The sequence below is a fragment of the Pediococcus siamensis genome (assembly GCF_047220215.1).
Taxonomy (GTDB): domain Bacteria; phylum Bacillota; class Bacilli; order Lactobacillales; family Lactobacillaceae; genus Pediococcus; species Pediococcus siamensis.
Window position 1 is genome coordinate 1,999,536 of the sequence record NZ_CP178375.1, and the last position, 16,819, is coordinate 2,016,354.

Genomic DNA, 16,819 nt, shown 5'->3' on the forward strand with positions numbered 1-16,819 from the left:
AAAAAATCCCAAGATCGACATGATCTTGGGATTTTGGTTTTAGATTCGAATTCAATTTTTACTTCAAAAGCTTTTCAGCTGCAGCCTTTAAGTCGGTATCATTCATATCTTCCCATTTTGCAGCCTGTTCAGACGTCTTGTCTGTATTGTGACCATTACTTTCCATGACTTTGTCCCACATTGCATCCCGCAATGGTGTGGCATCGTCACTCCAATCAAAAATATCTTTGGTTGCCGTGTCTAATAGCGCGGTTTTTTCTGCTAATGCTGCCATACTAAAACCTCCAATTATATTTTTGGGTGAAGCCCATCAGTTCATGCGTGAAGCTAAAGCATCAAGCTGATGTGTTGACTGTCTCAATTTTGAAATACCCCCAACACCTTTGTTATACCACTAATTTTAAAAACTGGCGTAAATAACCCCTTTTTATATTTAAACCCAGTCAAAATCAGTTTATGGATAGCTAAAAAAACAAGAAACTGAGACAACTATCAAAATTGCCTCAGTTCCTCGTTTTAATTTAATTATGCTTTGAGCGCATCATCGTCAAACAATGGTGTGTCAATTGTTTCAATATACTTAGCTGCCTGGGGACGGGCGTATAATTCTTCGCCGTCCTTAATAAAAACTTTCAAATCAGCCAACTTGGTCATTGCCGTGCGTACGGCATCTGGTTGCAATCCTTCATTCACATACTTTAATTTGATGTGGCGGACCTTACCAAGACTGCTCACAAATTCCATATCTAATTGTTTCATAAAAATTTCCTCCTTGTATTTTGCTGTCCATAGTTTTGGGGTAATGCGGGATGATTTAATTTATTTTTTAGTTGTTTACAATTTTTTCTGTTGTTGTCACAGTAGCAAAATCAAATTTATCGTTTGAAACTGCTTCAAGGACTTCACCGAGACCCTGAATTTGCGCATCACTGACAACTGCTGGCATATTTGCAAAGCTGCGTTTCAATCCATCTTCGTGCCCTTCTCCAGACATTGTGATTGCAACAGCCGTTTTTAACCAATTCTTTTCCATTGTGATTTCCTCCAAGTTTTCTCATACGTTTTTAGTAAGTGTCGCGACGGCTTACATATACTAATAACGTTTCAGAATGCCAAATGTAAACAAAGAAATAAAAAAGAAGCAAAAATTTCTGATTCTCTAATTTAGGCTGCTGCTAAATCTGGCAAGAACGTCCCCATGATGACTAAATATTCTCAATATTCGTACCTGTCTTTATAGGGCCAATTGTCCAACTTACTGCGCCAACGATTGACGACAAACATCTTCCATATTGTAAAGTGAGCCTTTCCAGCTACTTTTTATTCTTCTAACAGGTTTAATCCATCGAACTTTTCATATTCATCTAAACTCACGACTGCATATTGTCCATCGCCATTTTTTAAATAACGGGTTTAGCTAGTTTTACTTCATATTCCACTCACTGCTTTTTAGGACAGTTTCACAAGTCAGTCCTAATAACCTACGTAAGATTCCTGCGGGATTGCGATCCCGCCTCCATTGCATCTTCCCCTGCTTTTTTCCGCTGAGCTTTAGGACAGCTCGGCAAAACAAAAGGGAGAAATTAAGCACAACTCCTGCGGGATCGCGATCCCGCCTCCATTGCGCTTAATTTCTCCCTTTTACCGTTTTGCCTCGCTCACTTATTTGAACGGATCATAAAACCTACCGTCATTCACCTTAAACAGCACCAATCCAACCAGCACCACCAGCGCAATCACCAACAACGCCACATAATCACTTCGTCTCATCGGCCGCTGCGCATACCAACTTCTTTTCTTCAATTTTCCAAATCGCCGCAGTTCCATCGCCTGACTAATCGTCTCAATTCGATCCAAACTCGTAAAAATCAGGGGCAACAATATCTGTGCCGCCGCCTTCACCCGATGCGTCAATTTACCTTTCTTAGAAATCTCGTTTCCTCGCGCCTGCTGTGCCCTACTAATTTGCCGATAATCATTTTGGACATCCGGAATATACCGCAACGCCAATGACACCGCATAACTAATTCGATATGAAATCCCCAGCCGATTCAAGCTCGATGAGAACTCGCTCGGATTCGTCGTCATCAAAAACACCAGCGCGAGCGGCACCGTCAAGATGTACTTCAAGAACAAGTTAAACTCATAAAACAACTGCTCCCATGTCAAATTATAAATTCCCACACCTTGCACAATGACATGCTCAGATCCATACAAATGCACGCCATACTGCGGCCCAAAAATGTAAACCGCAATTAAATTCAAGACTGAAAAAGCTGTAATAAAACTCAAAATAAACGAAACTTCGCGAAACTTAATCCCCGATGCACGGAATAGTACTAACGAGCAAATTGTTAATATCACCAGAAAACGCGTGTCGAAACTTACCATGCCAATGACTGAAAGGGCAATTAGCCCAATCAGCTTTGTCGTTCCCGTCAACCGGTCAACAAAATTGTCTCGTTGCTTATAGCCAATTAAAACATTATTATTCATGCGAACGCCCCGCCTTTTCTTGCGCGATAAAGTTGGCAATTAATTGTTCCGGGTCCACCCCCGCACGCTGAGCCAGCGTAAATAAACTTGTTTCTACTAAAGACGCCTGCTTGAGCAAGTCCAAATTGGCAAACAACTTCATCGGCTGATCATCATATGCAATCTGACCATCATTTAAAACAACGACCCGGTCGGTATACTCCATCATGAGATGCATATCATGCGTAATAAAAATTACGGAAAGCCCTAATTGACGATTCAAACTCTGAATAAAAGTCATCATTTCCGTATAATGCCGCCAATCCTGGCCAGCAGTGGGTTCGTCCAAAATCAAAAGTTCCGGTTGCAACACCAAAATAGCAGCAATGGTAACCCGTTTCTTTTGCCCATAACTCAAAGCAGAAATCGGCCAGTGCCGGTAAGCATACAATCCGCATACCTTTAGTGTCTGTGCCACGCGTTTTTCGATCTTGCTGGCATCCACTTCTCTTAGAACCAATCCCAAAGCAACTTCCTCAGTTACCGTATTTTTGGAAATCATCATATTCGGATCCTGCAACACATAACCAATGTGGTCTGCCCGTTCTTTAATAGAGGCCTCATTGATGTCGTGACCATTCAAAAGAAGGTCGCCCGTATCTTGATGCAAGAATCCTGTCACAACATTACTAAGCGTTGTCTTACCAACACCATTTCTTCCCACTAAACTTACCATTTCACCCGCACGGACTTGTAAATTCAACCGGTTAAGGACTTGTTTATCACCATAGCCGAACGAAATGTTTTGTGCCTCCAGTAACGGCGGTTTGTCTGTGGTTGGTGCCTGAGAATGCAGCTGTGGGTGTCCCCAATCTTGCAGTTGTTCAGTAGCAGCGGCCTTTAGCGTTACCGTTTGGACACTCGCAACTTGTTTAAGAGGTGCTAAATCCTGTCCAACATATTTTAACGCTGACAAATAAAGAGGTTCACGAAGACCTAATTGAGGTAAAATGCCACTCTTCAAAACCACCTCTGGAGTATCATTTGCCACAATTTGGCCGCCATCAATTAAAATAATGCGATCCACCGGTCGATATAAAACATCTTCAATTCGATGTTCAATAATTACCGTTGTCGTGTTATTTTCCTTTTGCATTTCGTCAATCAGTTTAATAGACGCCCGACCTGCTACAGGATCTAAACTGGCTAGGGGTTCATCGAATAACAGAATTTTCCCCTCATCAACTAAGACACCGGCCATGGCTACCCGCTGTTTTTGCCCGCCTGATATTTCTTGGGGATGTTGGTTCAAAATCCTGGGAATATTCAAACGCTGTGCCCATTTACGCGCTTTTTGCTTCAAATCATCCTGTGAATCAGCATCATTTTCCAGTGCAAAAGCGATATCTTCCGCGACGGTTAGCCCCACGAACTGTGTGTCCGGGTCCTGCAGCACGGTTCCAACTTTTAAAGAAAGGTCAAAAATTGACTGGTCGGCGATCGACTGCCCATTTATTAAGATTTTTCCGTTTAATTTTCCTGGATATGCTGAAGGAATTAACCCGTTCATTAAGCGACTGATTGTGGTTTTCCCTGAACCTGAAGGCCCGGCAATTAAGACTTTCTCGCCAGGATAAATATCAAAGTTTAGATGATTCAAGGTTGGTTTGGACTGGCTGTGATACTGAAAGCTAACATCTTGAAAACTAATGATTGGTTTCTTCATAAACTTAAGATTCTTCCTTTAAACTGCCCTTCTTTGATCGTGTACGTGCATAAGCAACTAGCAAAATGGTCCCCAAAATACCAACGGACAAAGCATTGCAAATCACTGAGGTAATACCTTGTAAATAGACTTTTGAGGCTGGTTCAGAATAGAACAGGACATCGCCAGTTGGTGCAATAATTCCCCAAACGACGATTGTGATGATAACTTGATAAACATTGAAAAGAATCAATTTGCGCTTGGACAGGTCCCCATTTTCAATATTTAGTGTTCGCCGGGTTAAGCCGAATAAAACACCATAAATACCGTCCGCAACGATCCATGTCCACCATCAAGTCGTTAAACATGTGCCCTAAAAAGGCAATTAACCCACCTGCAACAGGTCCAAAGATGGCTCCCATTAAAGCTAGAAATCCGTAAGCTAAATTAATATTTGTGTCTGGAACTCCGGTTGGAATCGGAATATAGCGCATCAACACAAAGAAAATGGCAGTTCCAATCCCAATTGCCACGACCGTTCTTACTGACATACCTTGTTTTTTGTTCATAAGTCTCTCTCCTTATACCCAAAATAGTTTTTAAATTTTGTTACCCAATAAAAAACGCCCTTACTTCATTTCGAAGTAAAGGACGTTTGACCGCGGTACCACCTTTATTTGAACGTAAAAACCTTCATCTCAATTCATAAGGATTTTTACACCCGCAGTTTAAAACTTATTTTCACCGCAACGCTCCCAGACCATCTTCAGTACTCCTTCATTGCTAGTTTTCACTATCCTAGCTCTCTTTAAAATCCGCTTTGTACTTACTCATCTGTTCACAGCATTTTTTAATATTCTGAATAAGTTTGATAATACTCCAAAACGAACTTTATAACAAGTCACTTTTTTGAAAATGGCTCATTACCGCTTAAACATGTCCCATTTAAATAAGTTCATTAAAATTAACAACTTTTGCATATTTTTTTAAATCACTTTGAGAGGAATGATGTGTAATTTCTAGTATGGTACTATGTGAGTTATAAAAATAACGATGAATTAGATTTGAGGTTTCGTCATCCAAAGAAGCACTAATCTCATCGGCCAAAATGATGGGCCTGTCAAACAATATTGCGCGCGCAATTCCTATTCTTTGTATTTGTCCTCCTGATAGGTTCTCCCCTTTTTCACCGATCTGGTAATCTAAACCTTTTTCCTTAGCTAGTATTGAAAGACCAGCCCCCTTTAGAGCGTTATTGATTTCACTAGTCCCAAATTGATTGCCTAAAGAAATATTGAACAGTAACGATTCATTGAAAACGTCAGTACTTTGAGTAATATAGGAGAACAAGTGCTGATAATTAGTAATATTATTTATATTAATTTCTGTATTATTTATTTTATAACTTCCTCCACCAAAAAAATTATAATTTAGCGCAGATTACAAGTTTAATTCGAACACTTACTAAATAGTTCCCTGAATGTTTCAATGGCAGTTTTCCAGTTTAGAATTTTTAATGGTCGGTTGTTAATCAACTCCGTTGCTTCAATAATTGATTCTTCTGTGACTTTCGCGAAGTTTGTCTTTTTAGGAAAGAACCAACGAATTTTGCGATTGAAATATTCATTAGTTCCACGCTCCCACGGTGAATAAGGGTGACAAAAATATACCTCACGTTGATAGGTGTCTTCAATGAGTTGATAACCTGAGAATTCTTTACCATGATCAGCTGTAAATGATTTTACAGCTGGACCAAAGGTTCTGATGAAGGTTTCAATGGCGTTATTCATTGCATTCTGACTACGGTTTGGAATTTTAATCATCCAAACTAGACGACTCTTTCTTTCTACAAATGTTGCCAAACATGTCTTTGAACCACCTCGTGACGAAAGAACGGTATCCATTTCCCAGTGTCCAAATTCGGAGCGATCATTTATAGCTTGAGGACGATTTTCAATAGTTTTACCAACCTGAAAGCTTCCCCGACGCTCATCTTGATGTTTGTGACGTTGTCCTTTGTCGGGCAATTGTTCAGCCTTAAAGTTGATTTGGCCACTGTAAATCCAGTTATAGATTGAGCTAGTGCAAAGTCTAAGCTCATGTGCGACCTCATCAGGTGAATGTGTCAAACGTAAATGGTTCTCAATTAAGCGTTTCAGCATTGGAGTTAAAATTGATTTTCTTCCTGAATGATGTCGTTGTTGTTCGGCATCCGCCTGTGCCAATATAGGGTTATATGGCTGAACTCTCTTGAGTTCATAACTGATGGTGGATTTGGACACATTGAGTGCGGAAGCAATTTTGTTTTGAGAATAACCGATATTTAGCAAATGGTAGATGGCACCGCGATCGAATTGTGTTAAAGTAGAGAAGCTCATAGTAATGTATCTTCTTTCATGGTTTGGTTGTGGTGACTACCATTGTAGGACATTACTATGGGTCTTTGTTTACATTTTTTTAGGTGTTCGAATTAATTATATAATCTGCGTTAGTAAAAAATTAAAAAAACTAGTTTTTCCAATACCTGATCTACCAGTAATAGCAACTTTTTGTCCACGTTGAATAGATAAATTCAAATTCCTTATCAAGGGCTTTCCCCCTCTTAAAAGTGAAATATTACTTAACGTCATACTTTTAAATGCCTGCTTAACTTCATCGGGTCTTTTAAAGTTACTTTTGATTTTTATATGTGTTTTTATATTTCTAGTCGAAGAAATCTTATTTCGATATCCTAATATGGATACAACTGGACCCGTAATAGAATTAGCCAACTGTACAACTGCAAATAGGATCGGCAAAGTAAGAGACCCGTTTATTACTAAAAATGTCCCAAAAACGAATGGTAGAATTAAATTGAAAAGTATACTAGCCAGTTCAATAAAGGAGCTGGAATTATTAATAATTAAGTTCATCTTTTTTAAACTACTTTCTAATTTGCCAATAAAACCATTCTCGATTTGTATTGCAACATTTTTTCCATTATATATATTGAGAGTTTCTCTCCCGTCTAAAAATTCTTTCGTTTTATTCGTGAAGTTTTTATTTTCAATTGACCAACCATCAGACGCCCTAGAAATGGGGGATTGGCTGATATTCGAAATTACTAAGGGAATTAAAGACCCAATAACATAAACCAGCGTTAGTTCCCAACTTAGAAAGAATGACGAAAATGCAGAAATTATTACTGCATATACTGATTTTAAAATAGAATATTCTGACTCTAATCCATTGGTCTCCAATAATTTAAAATCATTTATAAGAAAACTCAAGTAATCTTGCTTCTTACTTTTATCGTTCAAAGCATTGGAAAAAATCTGTGTACGTAATTTTTGATTTATTCTTTTTGTGATATTTCCTTCCATCGAATTAGCTAGAATTGAAAAAGCACCTATAATAACAACTGAAAATATAGCTACTAAGACAAAATTAAAAAAACCATCAAAACTTTTTTTTGTCGCAAAATTTGTCATGCCACTAATTACAAATGCCACTACTAAATTATCTAAACTTGTGATTGCAAAAACAATATTTAAAATCAAAAAATTAAGTTTGGACTCATATCTATAAATCATTCTCGGACTCCCCTTTTAACTGTAATGCCAGTTTTTATATTTTTTAATTAAAATTTAATCTATCCCATTGATATTTAATATACAACACTTTATACCTATGTCAACCGGTTAAATCAAACCTAGAAGATGGTAATAATGACAGAAAACTTCGACATTTCAATTGTTCCAGAAAAAGAAGATCGTGAGAACGATGAAGGCAACATCAGTGCCATTTGTAAATAATGACATTTAGATTAAAATGCACTTCGTTTTATCATAATAAGTATCAATATAAATCTTTTTGTACTTGCTTAAGTTTTCAAAGATTTATGTAATAGCAAAGGAGCTGGAAAGAACTAGCTTCTTAGAATAAAAACAGGGTCGAAATTCTGGGTCTACACTTTCTGGTATTGGTGAATAACTGATACCAGTTTTTATTTTGAAAAAAAAGGACATTTGCCCTCTTTGTGTTACGATTTAATCGCCAAATAAAATCGAAAAGAGGAAAAACAAATGTCCCTAACTAATTCTATCCTAAGCCTATTCGAAATAACAGACCCTAATTTAACTGTAACTGAGATTACTAAGGAACATTATCCCAATGGGCAACACGTTCATGTCGTTCACGCTATCCTTTCCTATCAACTTTTAAAATGTCCTCATTGTGGCCATAAATCTCTAATCAAAAATGGAACTCACATTGGCCATCTAAGATTGGGAACCTTATCAGGTGGACGTTATGAGATGCAGCTAAAACGACAAAGATATCAATGTAAACGGTGTTTAAAAACCTGTGGTGCTCAAACTAACCTCGTTAAACGTAATGAAACTTTTACGCATAATGTGAAACATCAAGTAATTGTTCTGGCTCGGGATATGCTGACCAGTAAAGAAATCGCTAAGATTTGTGGGATTTCACCAAGTAGTGTTCAACGCATTTTAAATGCGAATATTCACTTAGCTTATCGTGTTAAAACACTCCCCCAAAATCTTTGTTTTGATGAATTCCGTTCCTGTAATCATCTAATGTCCTTTAACTGTTGCGATGCCGTTAGTCATCGCCGCATTGTGATTCTTAAGGATCGCCTTAGTAAGGATATCATTGATTACTTTGAAGCTCGCTATTCAGTTCAAGAACGTATGAAAGTTCAAACAATCACCGTTGATATGAATGCTGAGTATGCTGGCTTTATTCATCGGTTATTTCCTAAGGCAATAACCATCATTGACCGTTTCCACATTATTCAACTTGCCGGTCGGGCACTGGATAACGAACGTACACGTGTGATCCATACTTTTCAAGATAAGCATTCCCGAGTTTATCGCATTCTAAAATCGCAATGGCGTTTGTTCCATTTGGCAGAAGAAAAGGTCAATGATACTAAACTTATCTATTTACGCGGTATCAACGAATACATGACCCAACAGAACGCCATTGACCTAGCCTTAGATGAATTTCCAGAATTTAAAACTGTGTATCAAACCTATCAAGGAATTCTAACAGCCATTCAACAAAAAGATGCGGTTGGATTTAAAACCTTGATTGCCAACTACAAGGCGGCTGGCAACCAAATGGATATTACTATCTCAACTTTAATAAAGAATGGTCCTGCTGTTCTCAATAGTTGTCGTTACCCGTATTCCAACGGTCCTATTGAAGGACTAAATCGTAAAATTAAGGTGTTAAAGCGTAGCTGTTTTGGTTTTCAAAATATTCATAACTTTTTCATTCGTATCAGTTTAATTTATGCGTAAACAAAAAAAACACATTCACCGAAGTGAACATGCTTTTCAAAAATCTCTACCAATACAATTTGACAGAGACCCGAAATTCTCGTTTTGATGAGAATTTCAACCCTGTTTTACTATCACATTCATTTTATTTCAAATAATTTATTAAGCTTCTTTACCAAGCGTCTTATGACGAACAACTTTCTTTTCTGCTTCCACGTCTTCATCTTTGAAACCAAAGATCCATGTGCAGGCAAAGCCCACAACTAACGTCACGATAGTCGCGATCCAAAAGTTAATCTGGTTACTCATCCCACCGCCAAACTTAAGTGGTGTAAAGAAGGATGGGAACCCAATGATAGAACCGGTAAACCCGTACATATTGACATTTAACAGACCTGTAACAAGACCACCTGCCGCAGCACCGATGTTAGCCGTTAGGAATGCCCGGCCATACTTCAAGTTAATCCCGTAAATCGAAGGTTCCGTAATACCAACGAAAGCTGAAACGGCAGCCGCCCCAGAAAGTTCCTTGATTGAGACGATTTTTGATTTGAAGAAGATTGCCATAACAGCTGCCCCTTGCGCCACCATGGTCATCGAAACGATCGCGTTCAAGTAGCTGTAGCCTTTCGAGGCAATATCATTCGCAATCAATGGCACAATGGCCCAGTGCAGACCGAAGATAACCAAGATCTGATAAAGGCCGCCAATAACCAAACCAGCGATTGGATAATTGAACTTCAAAATTGCATCTAAAACAAAAGAAATACCAGTACTAATCAGGGTAATGATTGGTCCAACAATGACCATCACTAACGCAGAGACGATTATCACTTCAAACAGCGGTACAAAGATCATCTGGAGAATTTGCGGAATCCATTTCTTTAACCAAATTTCGATGTAATGTGCCATCCACGCGCCCGCAATAATTGGGAAAATCGTGTAAGTATAATTGACTAAATGAATTGGAATCCCAAACAAATTAGCATTAATGGTCATTCCGAGCAAATGACCCGTTACTTTGGTTCCCGTCGCAATTGAAAATAACGTTGGATAAATCAAAACGCCACCAATAATAGCCATAATCACGGGATCCGACTTCAACCGTTGTGCGGCTGTAAAACCAACAATAACTGGTAAGAAGTAAAAAGCTGCATCCCCCATTGCCGAAAGAATAATATAAGTTTGTGACGTCGCAGTTGTCCAATGAAAATCAATTGCCATTTGCAGTAATCCTTTAAGGATACCACTAGCTGCCAATAAGCCCACGACAGGCATCATTGAGCCGGTAATCACCCCGATTAACGCACTGAAGCCGTCTTTGACTTTTTCACCAAATGTGCGATTATCTGGTCCCTGAGCTGCTGCCGTTTCTGCAACTGCAGCTTCCGTCGCGTTTTCATCTGCATATTCAGGCCCCAACTGGTCAATCACGGCGTTATAAACATCCGTTACTGCCGCACCAATCACAACCTGATATTGTCCTGCTGAATGCCGAACATCAATCACGCCGTCCAAGTTCTTAATGACATCATCATTAGCGATACTTTCATCCTTTAAATAGAATCTAAGACGGGTGATACAGTGAATTAAACTTTTGATATTTTGCTTACCACCCACATTTTCAATAATGTCGGAAGCAAGTTTGGTATAATCCTTTGCCATTTTTAAAACCTCCCCTTAAGCTTTTGGTGAAACGGAACCGATCTTGGCCTTAGCCTGTGTTTCGCCAGTCGTGACATCCAATTGATCCAGTTTATCTGCCGAATTAGTAAAGACGACAATAATGACGTCGTCCAACTTAGCTGCTTTGATCTGGTCCAAGTCAATCGTAGCAACGGCATCACCACCATTGACAATGTCACCGACCTTAACATCAATGGTAAACGGTGCGCCTTTTAAATCGACCGTATCCACACCCATATGGATCAAAACTTCCAGACCATTTGCCATCGTAATGCCTAACGCATGTTTCGTATTGGCAACCATAGTGACTGTGCCTGCCACCGGGCTAAAAACTTGCCCATTACTTGGTTTAATACCTAAGCCTTCTCCCATTGCTTTTTGGGCAAAAACCGGGTCGCTAACCTCGCTAAGCTCAATCACTTGACCTGTAACCGGGGCGTAAAGCGAATTATCAGTCGCCACCTTTTTCTTTTTCCCAAATCCAAACATCTTGTATTCCTCCCATTGACTTTTGGCTCGTTTCTGATTAAAGCGCTTTTATAAAGCGCTTTCCTAACAACGCAATCATCATACATCCTGTATATACAAGTTGTCAACTTTTTTATTCTATTTTGTGATAGTAGTGTAATTATAGGATTTAGTTTAATAATATTATCTATTTCCACTTGTATATACTAGTTTCAATGTGGTAAGATGGAAGCGCTTTAGGAGGCGAGCGATTATGCGTAACAAGTATGGCGCTATCTATCACGATTTAGCTGACAAAATTATTCACCACATCTATCCCGTGGGAAGTTATTTGCCCAGCGAAACCCAGTTGTCTGAACTTTACGGCACTTCGCGAGAAACCATTCGCAAAGCGCTCTCCGAACTTTTAACTAACGGTTTTATTCAAAAGATTCGTGGAAAAGGTTCGGTTGTTTTGAACTTACAACGTTTCAATTTTCCGGTTTCAGGAATTACATCTTACAAAGAACTCAACAAATCTCTGAATATGCATTCACAAACAAAAGTTTTATGTATTGAAGATCGGCATGTCCCGGTAGAAAAATTTGATTACCAAACCACGCACGAGCTCGCAGCTACTTACGTAGAGCGGCTGCGAACTATCGAAAACGACCCAATTGTTTTAGATCACGATTATATTCTAAAAACGGTGGTCCCTCATATTTCTGAAGAAGTCGCAGCTGATTCGCTGTATGCCTACTTTGAAGGAAAATTGGGATTAAACATTAGTTACGCCACCAAAACCATCACCGTTGAGCACCCCACAGTTGAAGAAACCAAACTGTTAGCTTTAAGTGCTGATCAAGATGTGGTGGTCATTCGTAGTCGGACCTATTTGGAAGACACCACGTTATTTCAGTTTACTGAATCCGTACATCGTTCCGACAAATTCAATTTTGTGGACTTCGCACAACGTCAAAAAATTAATTAAGGAGCGTAATTCGTATGACTTTTCAAGATAAAGTAATTTATCAAATTTACCCCAAATCTTTCTATGATAGTGATGGTGACGGAATTGGTGATTTACGCGGAATTATCGCTAAAATTCCTTATTTAAAGTTGCTTCACATTGACATGATTTGGTTCAACCCTTTTTTTGTTTCGCCACAAAATGATAATGGTTATGATATTGCCGATTATTACCAAATCGATCCGCGGTTTGGGACTATGGCTGATTTCGAAGAACTCGCAAAAAGGCTTAAAGACGCTCACATCGGAATTATGCTAGACATGGTGTTGAATCACACTTCTACCGAACACGCATGGTTTCAAAAAGCGTTAGCGGGAGATAAAAAGTACCAGGCGTATTACTATCTGCGCGACCCCAAGCCTAATGGCGATCTGCCCACAAATTGGGAATCCAAATTCGGTGGACCAGCCTGGTCAAAATTTGGCAATACCGGTAAATATTATTTACATCTTTATGATCCTACCCAAGCTGATTTAGACTGGCACAATCCAGAAGTTCGCCACGAACTCTACAAAGTAATTAATTTCTGGCGGACAAAGGGGGTTCACGGGTTCCGTTTTGACGTTATCAACGTTACCGGCAAAGACACCACCTTAGTTGATGCTCCAGCAAATATTGCAAGCAAAACTCTGTATACAGACACGCCTGTCGTTCAGGATTACCTTAAAGAAATGAACCGCGCCAGTTTTGGTCAGGATCCAGAGGCAATTACGGTGGGCGAAATGTCGTCCACTTCGATCAAAAATAGTGTCCAATACACTTTACCTGCTAATCATGAACTGACCATGGTCTTTACTTTCCACCATTTAAAGGTCGACTACGCAAACGGGGAAAAATGGACAATAGTTCCTTTCGACTTCATGAAACTCAAAAAAATCCTCACTGACTGGCAACTGGGCATGACCAAGGGCGGCGGCTGGAACGCATTATTCTGGAACAACCACGACCAGCCACGTGCAATCAATCGTTTTGGCGACCCGGTCCATTTTCGCGCAAAATCGGCTGAAATGCTGGCCACCACGATGCACCTGCTGCGGGGCACACCTTACATCTACATGGGTGAAGAAATTGGCATGAGCGATCCCGATTACACGACCATGGCCGATTATGTGGATATTGAAAGCCATAATGCCTATCAAGAATTACTGGCTGCTGGCAAAACACCCGCAGAGGCATTTGCAATCGTAAAAACGAAGTCGCGGGATAACAGCCGTACGCCTATGCAGTGGGATAATACTCAGTATGCCGGCTTTTCCACCCAGAAGCCATGGCTGAAACCAACAAATCAAGCCGAAGTAAACGTGGCTGATGAACTAGCCCATGGGGAGATTTTTAATTACTATCAAAAGCTGATCCGGTTGCGTAAAACAATGCCGCTGATTTCTAGAGGAGATTTTAAACCCCTTTTAGAATCTGATTCGCGCGTTTTTGCGTACTTACGAAACTACCAGAATCAAACTTTGGTTGTTTTAAATAATTTTTATGGTGAGTCGACAAGCGTTACACTACCTGACGATTTAGCCCAGCAACACGGAAAAGTGCTGATTTCTAATTACGCCGATCCGATTGCTTTCAACCGCGAAATCAGCTTAAAACCCTATCAATCCATTGCCTTTTTATTGAACTAGTGAATTATCTGCATTCACAAACCAATCTTTTCGGGCAACATTTCAAAAACCGCCGTAATAGTCGAAAAAGACTAGTACGACGGTTTTTTAGATAAACATAAAACTAAAATTAGTTGGCTCCAAGTGAAAGGCTCAAACCAAACACACCCTAATTTTGCCTACCACAGACATCGCTTTTCGGGGGTGCTATCTAAACAGTCAAAACTTTCTGAAAGTTCCCTGTAAGCTGGAAATTTTTTAACGTTTAACCACCCAGCCGTTTGATAATCAAAACTAACAGGCCAAGTAGCCAACCGCTGCTGCTCCACAAGCCAGATGCGGTCGTCTCATTCGTTGGGGGTAAAGTTCGCTTTGCTGCCGTTTTTGCTTTATGCACAATGGGTTTGGCTGCTACCTTCGCCTGTTTTTTTGGCGTTTGCGTTTTCTCAAAAGCTGTTAAATTGCCAGCCTGCAAAGCTTTTTTTGCCGCTGTGGATAATATAACTTTTCCCGTAGTTTGCTTAATGGCTCCTTGCTGTGTCACCGTCTGATCCCGATACTGCTTTCCGGTCAGCCACGTCGTCGTTATCGCATGCCGTGCCCCAATTCGATAAATGAGGTACTGGTTGTGACCAACTTTAAAAATTGCACCATTTCCAACCGTATTTTGAAGTAGCTTCGTCTTTAACGTTTGGTGTGCTTTATTTTGTAACGTTACTTGATAGGTTCGCCGACTAGCCGGATACGTTGTTAAACTGTCACCGTTTATCAGGCTTTGCGTAATCTGGGTCGGCAGCGAACTGGAACTTTCTTTAGAAACTGTCGCCTGCATGCCAGCTTTAACTGTTGTCTGGGTGCTGGTAATGTGACCACTAGAACTCGTTACGGTCTCATCTGTTTGATAACTTCGCCCACTGGCCAACTTTTGAATCCATACCCGTCGTGACGGTAAAATGGTCACCCGAAAATGGCTTTGTTTGGCCGTCTTAACAACCGTTGTCTGACCTACACGTAATAATTTGGCCTGTTTAAAGCTTACGAGTCGCGCTTTGTGGCTAAGGCTGCCCACCTGATAGGTACCATCTTGGTTCACTACCACGGCCACTTTATCCCCATTCGGATAGGTCTGAGTAACCGCGGCAAGGTTACCCAAAATAATATCAGAAGTCGTTGTCTCTCGATCAAACCCGGTAACTTGATCGTGTCTTGTCCGGGTATACTTGAGCGTCATTATTTTATTTTGCCGGGGAAATTTTCCAACCAGCATTGTCTGCTGGCCAACATAGGTCTCCTCCACGCGTTTCAATGGGCTAATTCGATACTGATTACCATAATAACCAGTTACCACACGTCGTTTGCCGTGAACGCGATCCAGATTAGTGCCTTGGTCGTCCACATCACGGATCGTCAGTGTCACTTTATTCCCCAGATAATGAAACACAATTGGCTTCATTGCTGCGCTATATTTACCGACGATATTTTGCTTACGGACGATATGATAGCCAGGAATTCGTTTTTGCCAAGCGGTGACATCATAGGCGGCTCCCAGTGAACCCGCAGTGACTTTATCGGGCGCAATTTTCTGATTGTTCTGATTGACGTAGCGAACATGGACTTTAACTGTCGCTGTCTTTTTCGCTGTTTCTGGTGTCTGTTTGCTTGGCATGCTGCCTGACGAAGCCTGCGAACTAGCCGTTTGTGGCGTAACTAGGGTACTGGTGGCTTCCTTTACTGGTGACCTCGTTTCGGCTTGTCCCGCAATCGTCTGCCCTCCTAAAGTCACGATCACAGTCAGCCCAATGACACTGACCATTTGATAAAACTTTGCTTTACTCATGAAACACACCGGCTTTCTGTCAAAATCAACCGTAAATGAGGACTACATACCCCACTCATAGGTATAATTACCGATCTGCGAAAAATATAAAAACCCAATTCGTTTAACTTTTAGATTGATTTTTCCCACGCCTGAAAGCGTAACTTCCGGATCTTTCGGCGTGATTAAGATCGTTCCGTTTTGTTTTAACCGTTGTTTGGCTTCAGAATTTACTGTCACCCTAGTCTGCATCGCCGTAAGCGGATCAGCGTAACCAGTGATCGCAAAACGGGCACTCAATTGTGGCGATCGCAAACAAAGTAAAAAACCAACCCCAATAAGGACCGCAACCCATTTGGCAACCGGAAGTGGTTGATCGTGATTACAAATAATCACACTTAAATAAATATTACAGATTAAAACCAGCGGAACGCCAAACAAACTGACGGACAAAAGATAAATTGGGGGACGTGACGTCAATGTCGCTAAAATAAGGAAAATCAATGCTGTTAAATTTAATTTTCGACTGCGAAACAAAGTCATTAGTAACAGCACCATAATCCCGATAATGGGTGCAAAATTCAGAATCACAATGCTTGTAAATTGAAGCGGCATCCTAATTTCGTGATAGGCACTTATCGACCGCAGCCCCCACAAAATCGTTAAACCTAACCAAACGCTAAAAAATATTGCGCCTCTTGGTAAGCGCTGTGCCATTCGCCTCACCCCCAATATAAACCGGTTTCATTTATCTAAATTTTAGCACCA

15 protein-coding genes, 1 pseudogene and 1 other annotated feature are annotated in these 16,819 nt (G+C 40.3%); of the genes and pseudogenes, 3 read left to right on the top strand and 13 right to left on the bottom strand.

All coding sequences use genetic code 11. The features are described from left to right. Window positions 1–58: 58 nt before the first annotated feature. From ACLJJ6_RS09610 to ACLJJ6_RS09650, 9 genes and pseudogenes are all read right to left on the bottom strand, one after another. The gene (locus tag ACLJJ6_RS09610) at window positions 59–274 is read right to left on the bottom strand and encodes a hypothetical protein (protein WP_412989234.1); all 216 of its coding nucleotides are present in this window, start codon (window positions 272–274) and stop codon (window positions 59–61) included. Between the two features lie 251 nt (window positions 275–525). Next, entirely contained in the window at window positions 526–759 is a 234-nt protein-coding gene (locus ACLJJ6_RS09615; protein WP_412989235.1) for a DUF2922 domain-containing protein, read from the bottom strand. Between the two features lie 67 nt (window positions 760–826). Then, window positions 827–1,033, bottom strand: coding sequence for a hypothetical protein (locus tag ACLJJ6_RS09620; protein ID WP_412989236.1), 207 nt, complete (start codon window positions 1,031–1,033; stop codon window positions 827–829). 629 nt (window positions 1,034–1,662) lie between these two features. Continuing rightward, window positions 1,663–2,496 carry an energy-coupling factor transporter transmembrane component T family protein gene (locus tag ACLJJ6_RS09625; protein ID WP_412989237.1) on the bottom strand — a complete coding sequence of 278 codons (834 nt, stop codon included), beginning with the start codon at window positions 2,494–2,496 and terminating at the stop codon, window positions 1,663–1,665. Further along, window positions 2,489–4,201 (bottom strand): ABC transporter ATP-binding protein, encoded by a 1,713-nt coding sequence (locus tag ACLJJ6_RS09630; protein ID WP_412989238.1) that lies wholly within the window; start codon window positions 4,199–4,201, stop codon window positions 2,489–2,491. The genes ACLJJ6_RS09625 and ACLJJ6_RS09630 overlap by 8 nt, the downstream gene beginning before the upstream one ends. Before the next feature lie 4 nt (window positions 4,202–4,205). After that, a pseudogene (locus ACLJJ6_RS09635) lies at window positions 4,206–4,749 on the bottom strand (ECF-type riboflavin transporter substrate-binding protein). A gap of 75 nt (window positions 4,750–4,824) precedes the next feature. Beyond that, window positions 4,825–5,031: a binding site (T-box leader), on the bottom strand. Between the two features lie 94 nt (window positions 5,032–5,125). Beyond that, a complete protein-coding gene (locus ACLJJ6_RS09640) occupies window positions 5,126–5,578 on the bottom strand; it encodes an ATP-binding cassette domain-containing protein (protein ID WP_412990468.1) in 453 nt (150 codons plus the stop codon). Between the two features lie 50 nt (window positions 5,579–5,628). Further along, on the bottom strand, window positions 5,629–6,558 hold the full coding sequence (locus ACLJJ6_RS09645) for an IS30 family transposase (protein ID WP_412988322.1): 930 nt from the start codon (window positions 6,556–6,558) through the stop codon (window positions 5,629–5,631). Between the two features lie 96 nt (window positions 6,559–6,654). Next, window positions 6,655–7,752: an ABC transporter transmembrane domain-containing protein gene (locus ACLJJ6_RS09650; protein ID WP_412989239.1), complete on the bottom strand. Its 1,098-nt coding sequence runs from the start codon at window positions 7,750–7,752 to the stop codon at window positions 6,655–6,657. A 492-nt stretch (window positions 7,753–8,244) separates the two neighbouring features. Here ACLJJ6_RS09650 and ACLJJ6_RS09655 point away from each other — a divergent pair, with 492 nt between their 5' ends. After that, window positions 8,245–9,486 (top strand): ISL3 family transposase, encoded by a 1,242-nt coding sequence (locus ACLJJ6_RS09655; RefSeq protein ID WP_412988599.1) that lies wholly within the window; start codon window positions 8,245–8,247, stop codon window positions 9,484–9,486. A 141-nt stretch (window positions 9,487–9,627) separates the two neighbouring features. Here ACLJJ6_RS09655 and ACLJJ6_RS09660 read toward each other — a convergent pair whose 3' ends face one another. Together ACLJJ6_RS09660 and ACLJJ6_RS09665 are read right to left on the bottom strand one after the other, a co-directional pair. Continuing rightward, complete coding sequence (locus ACLJJ6_RS09660) at window positions 9,628–11,130, bottom strand: PTS transporter subunit EIIC (protein ID WP_412989240.1); 1,503 nt, start codon at window positions 11,128–11,130, stop codon at window positions 9,628–9,630. A gap of 15 nt (window positions 11,131–11,145) precedes the next feature. Further along, window positions 11,146–11,640 (bottom strand): PTS glucose transporter subunit IIA, encoded by a 495-nt coding sequence (locus ACLJJ6_RS09665; RefSeq protein ID WP_412989241.1) that lies wholly within the window; start codon window positions 11,638–11,640, stop codon window positions 11,146–11,148. Window positions 11,641–11,872: 232 nt separating this feature from the next. On the opposite strand from ACLJJ6_RS09665, the gene treR reads away from it, so the two are divergent. Both treR and treC read left to right on the top strand, forming a co-directional pair. Beyond that, on the top strand, window positions 11,873–12,589 hold the full coding sequence (treR, locus tag ACLJJ6_RS09670) for a trehalose operon repressor (protein ID WP_412989242.1): 717 nt from the start codon (window positions 11,873–11,875) through the stop codon (window positions 12,587–12,589). Between the two features lie 14 nt (window positions 12,590–12,603). Then, window positions 12,604–14,256 carry an alpha,alpha-phosphotrehalase gene (gene treC, locus ACLJJ6_RS09675; protein WP_412989243.1) on the top strand — a complete coding sequence of 551 codons (1,653 nt, stop codon included), beginning with the start codon at window positions 12,604–12,606 and terminating at the stop codon, window positions 14,254–14,256. A 244-nt stretch (window positions 14,257–14,500) separates the two neighbouring features. Here treC and ACLJJ6_RS09680 read toward each other — a convergent pair whose 3' ends face one another. Together ACLJJ6_RS09680 and ACLJJ6_RS09685 are read right to left on the bottom strand one after the other, a co-directional pair. Then, a complete protein-coding gene (locus ACLJJ6_RS09680; RefSeq protein WP_412989244.1) occupies window positions 14,501–16,072 on the bottom strand; it encodes a MucBP domain-containing protein in 1,572 nt (523 codons plus the stop codon). A gap of 42 nt (window positions 16,073–16,114) precedes the next feature. After that, window positions 16,115–16,768: a hypothetical protein gene (locus tag ACLJJ6_RS09685; RefSeq protein WP_412989245.1), complete on the bottom strand. Its 654-nt coding sequence runs from the start codon at window positions 16,766–16,768 to the stop codon at window positions 16,115–16,117. Between the last annotated feature and the right edge of the window lie 51 nt (window positions 16,769–16,819).

Excerpts from the sequence above, each read along its gene's own strand:
- ACLJJ6_RS09685 (WP_412989245.1), bottom strand. The coding sequence starts at position 16,768 with ATGGCACAGCGCTTACCAAGAGGCGCAATATTTTTTAGCGTTTGGTTA.
- treC (WP_412989243.1), top strand. The coding sequence starts at position 12,604 with ATGACTTTTCAAGATAAAGTAATTTATCAAATTTACCCCAAATCTTTC.
- ACLJJ6_RS09655 (WP_412988599.1), top strand. The coding sequence starts at position 8,245 with ATGTCCCTAACTAATTCTATCCTAAGCCTATTCGAAATAACAGACCCT.
- ACLJJ6_RS09645 (WP_412988322.1), bottom strand. The coding sequence starts at position 6,558 with ATGAGCTTCTCTACTTTAACACAATTCGATCGCGGTGCCATCTACCAT.
- ACLJJ6_RS09620 (WP_412989236.1), bottom strand. The coding sequence starts at position 1,033 with ATGGAAAAGAATTGGTTAAAAACGGCTGTTGCAATCACAATGTCTGGA.
- ACLJJ6_RS09650 (WP_412989239.1), bottom strand. The coding sequence starts at position 7,752 with ATGATTTATAGATATGAGTCCAAACTTAATTTTTTGATTTTAAATATT.
- treR (WP_412989242.1), top strand. The coding sequence starts at position 11,873 with ATGCGTAACAAGTATGGCGCTATCTATCACGATTTAGCTGACAAAATT.
- ACLJJ6_RS09630 (WP_412989238.1), bottom strand. The coding sequence starts at position 4,201 with ATGAAGAAACCAATCATTAGTTTTCAAGATGTTAGCTTTCAGTATCAC.
- ACLJJ6_RS09660 (WP_412989240.1), bottom strand. The coding sequence starts at position 11,130 with ATGGCAAAGGATTATACCAAACTTGCTTCCGACATTATTGAAAATGTG.
- ACLJJ6_RS09625 (WP_412989237.1), bottom strand. The coding sequence starts at position 2,496 with ATGAATAATAATGTTTTAATTGGCTATAAGCAACGAGACAATTTTGTT.
- ACLJJ6_RS09615 (WP_412989235.1), bottom strand. The coding sequence starts at position 759 with ATGAAACAATTAGATATGGAATTTGTGAGCAGTCTTGGTAAGGTCCGC.
- ACLJJ6_RS09610 (WP_412989234.1), bottom strand. The coding sequence starts at position 274 with ATGGCAGCATTAGCAGAAAAAACCGCGCTATTAGACACGGCAACCAAA.
- ACLJJ6_RS09680 (WP_412989244.1), bottom strand. The coding sequence starts at position 16,072 with ATGAGTAAAGCAAAGTTTTATCAAATGGTCAGTGTCATTGGGCTGACT.
- ACLJJ6_RS09665 (WP_412989241.1), bottom strand. The coding sequence starts at position 11,640 with ATGTTTGGATTTGGGAAAAAGAAAAAGGTGGCGACTGATAATTCGCTT.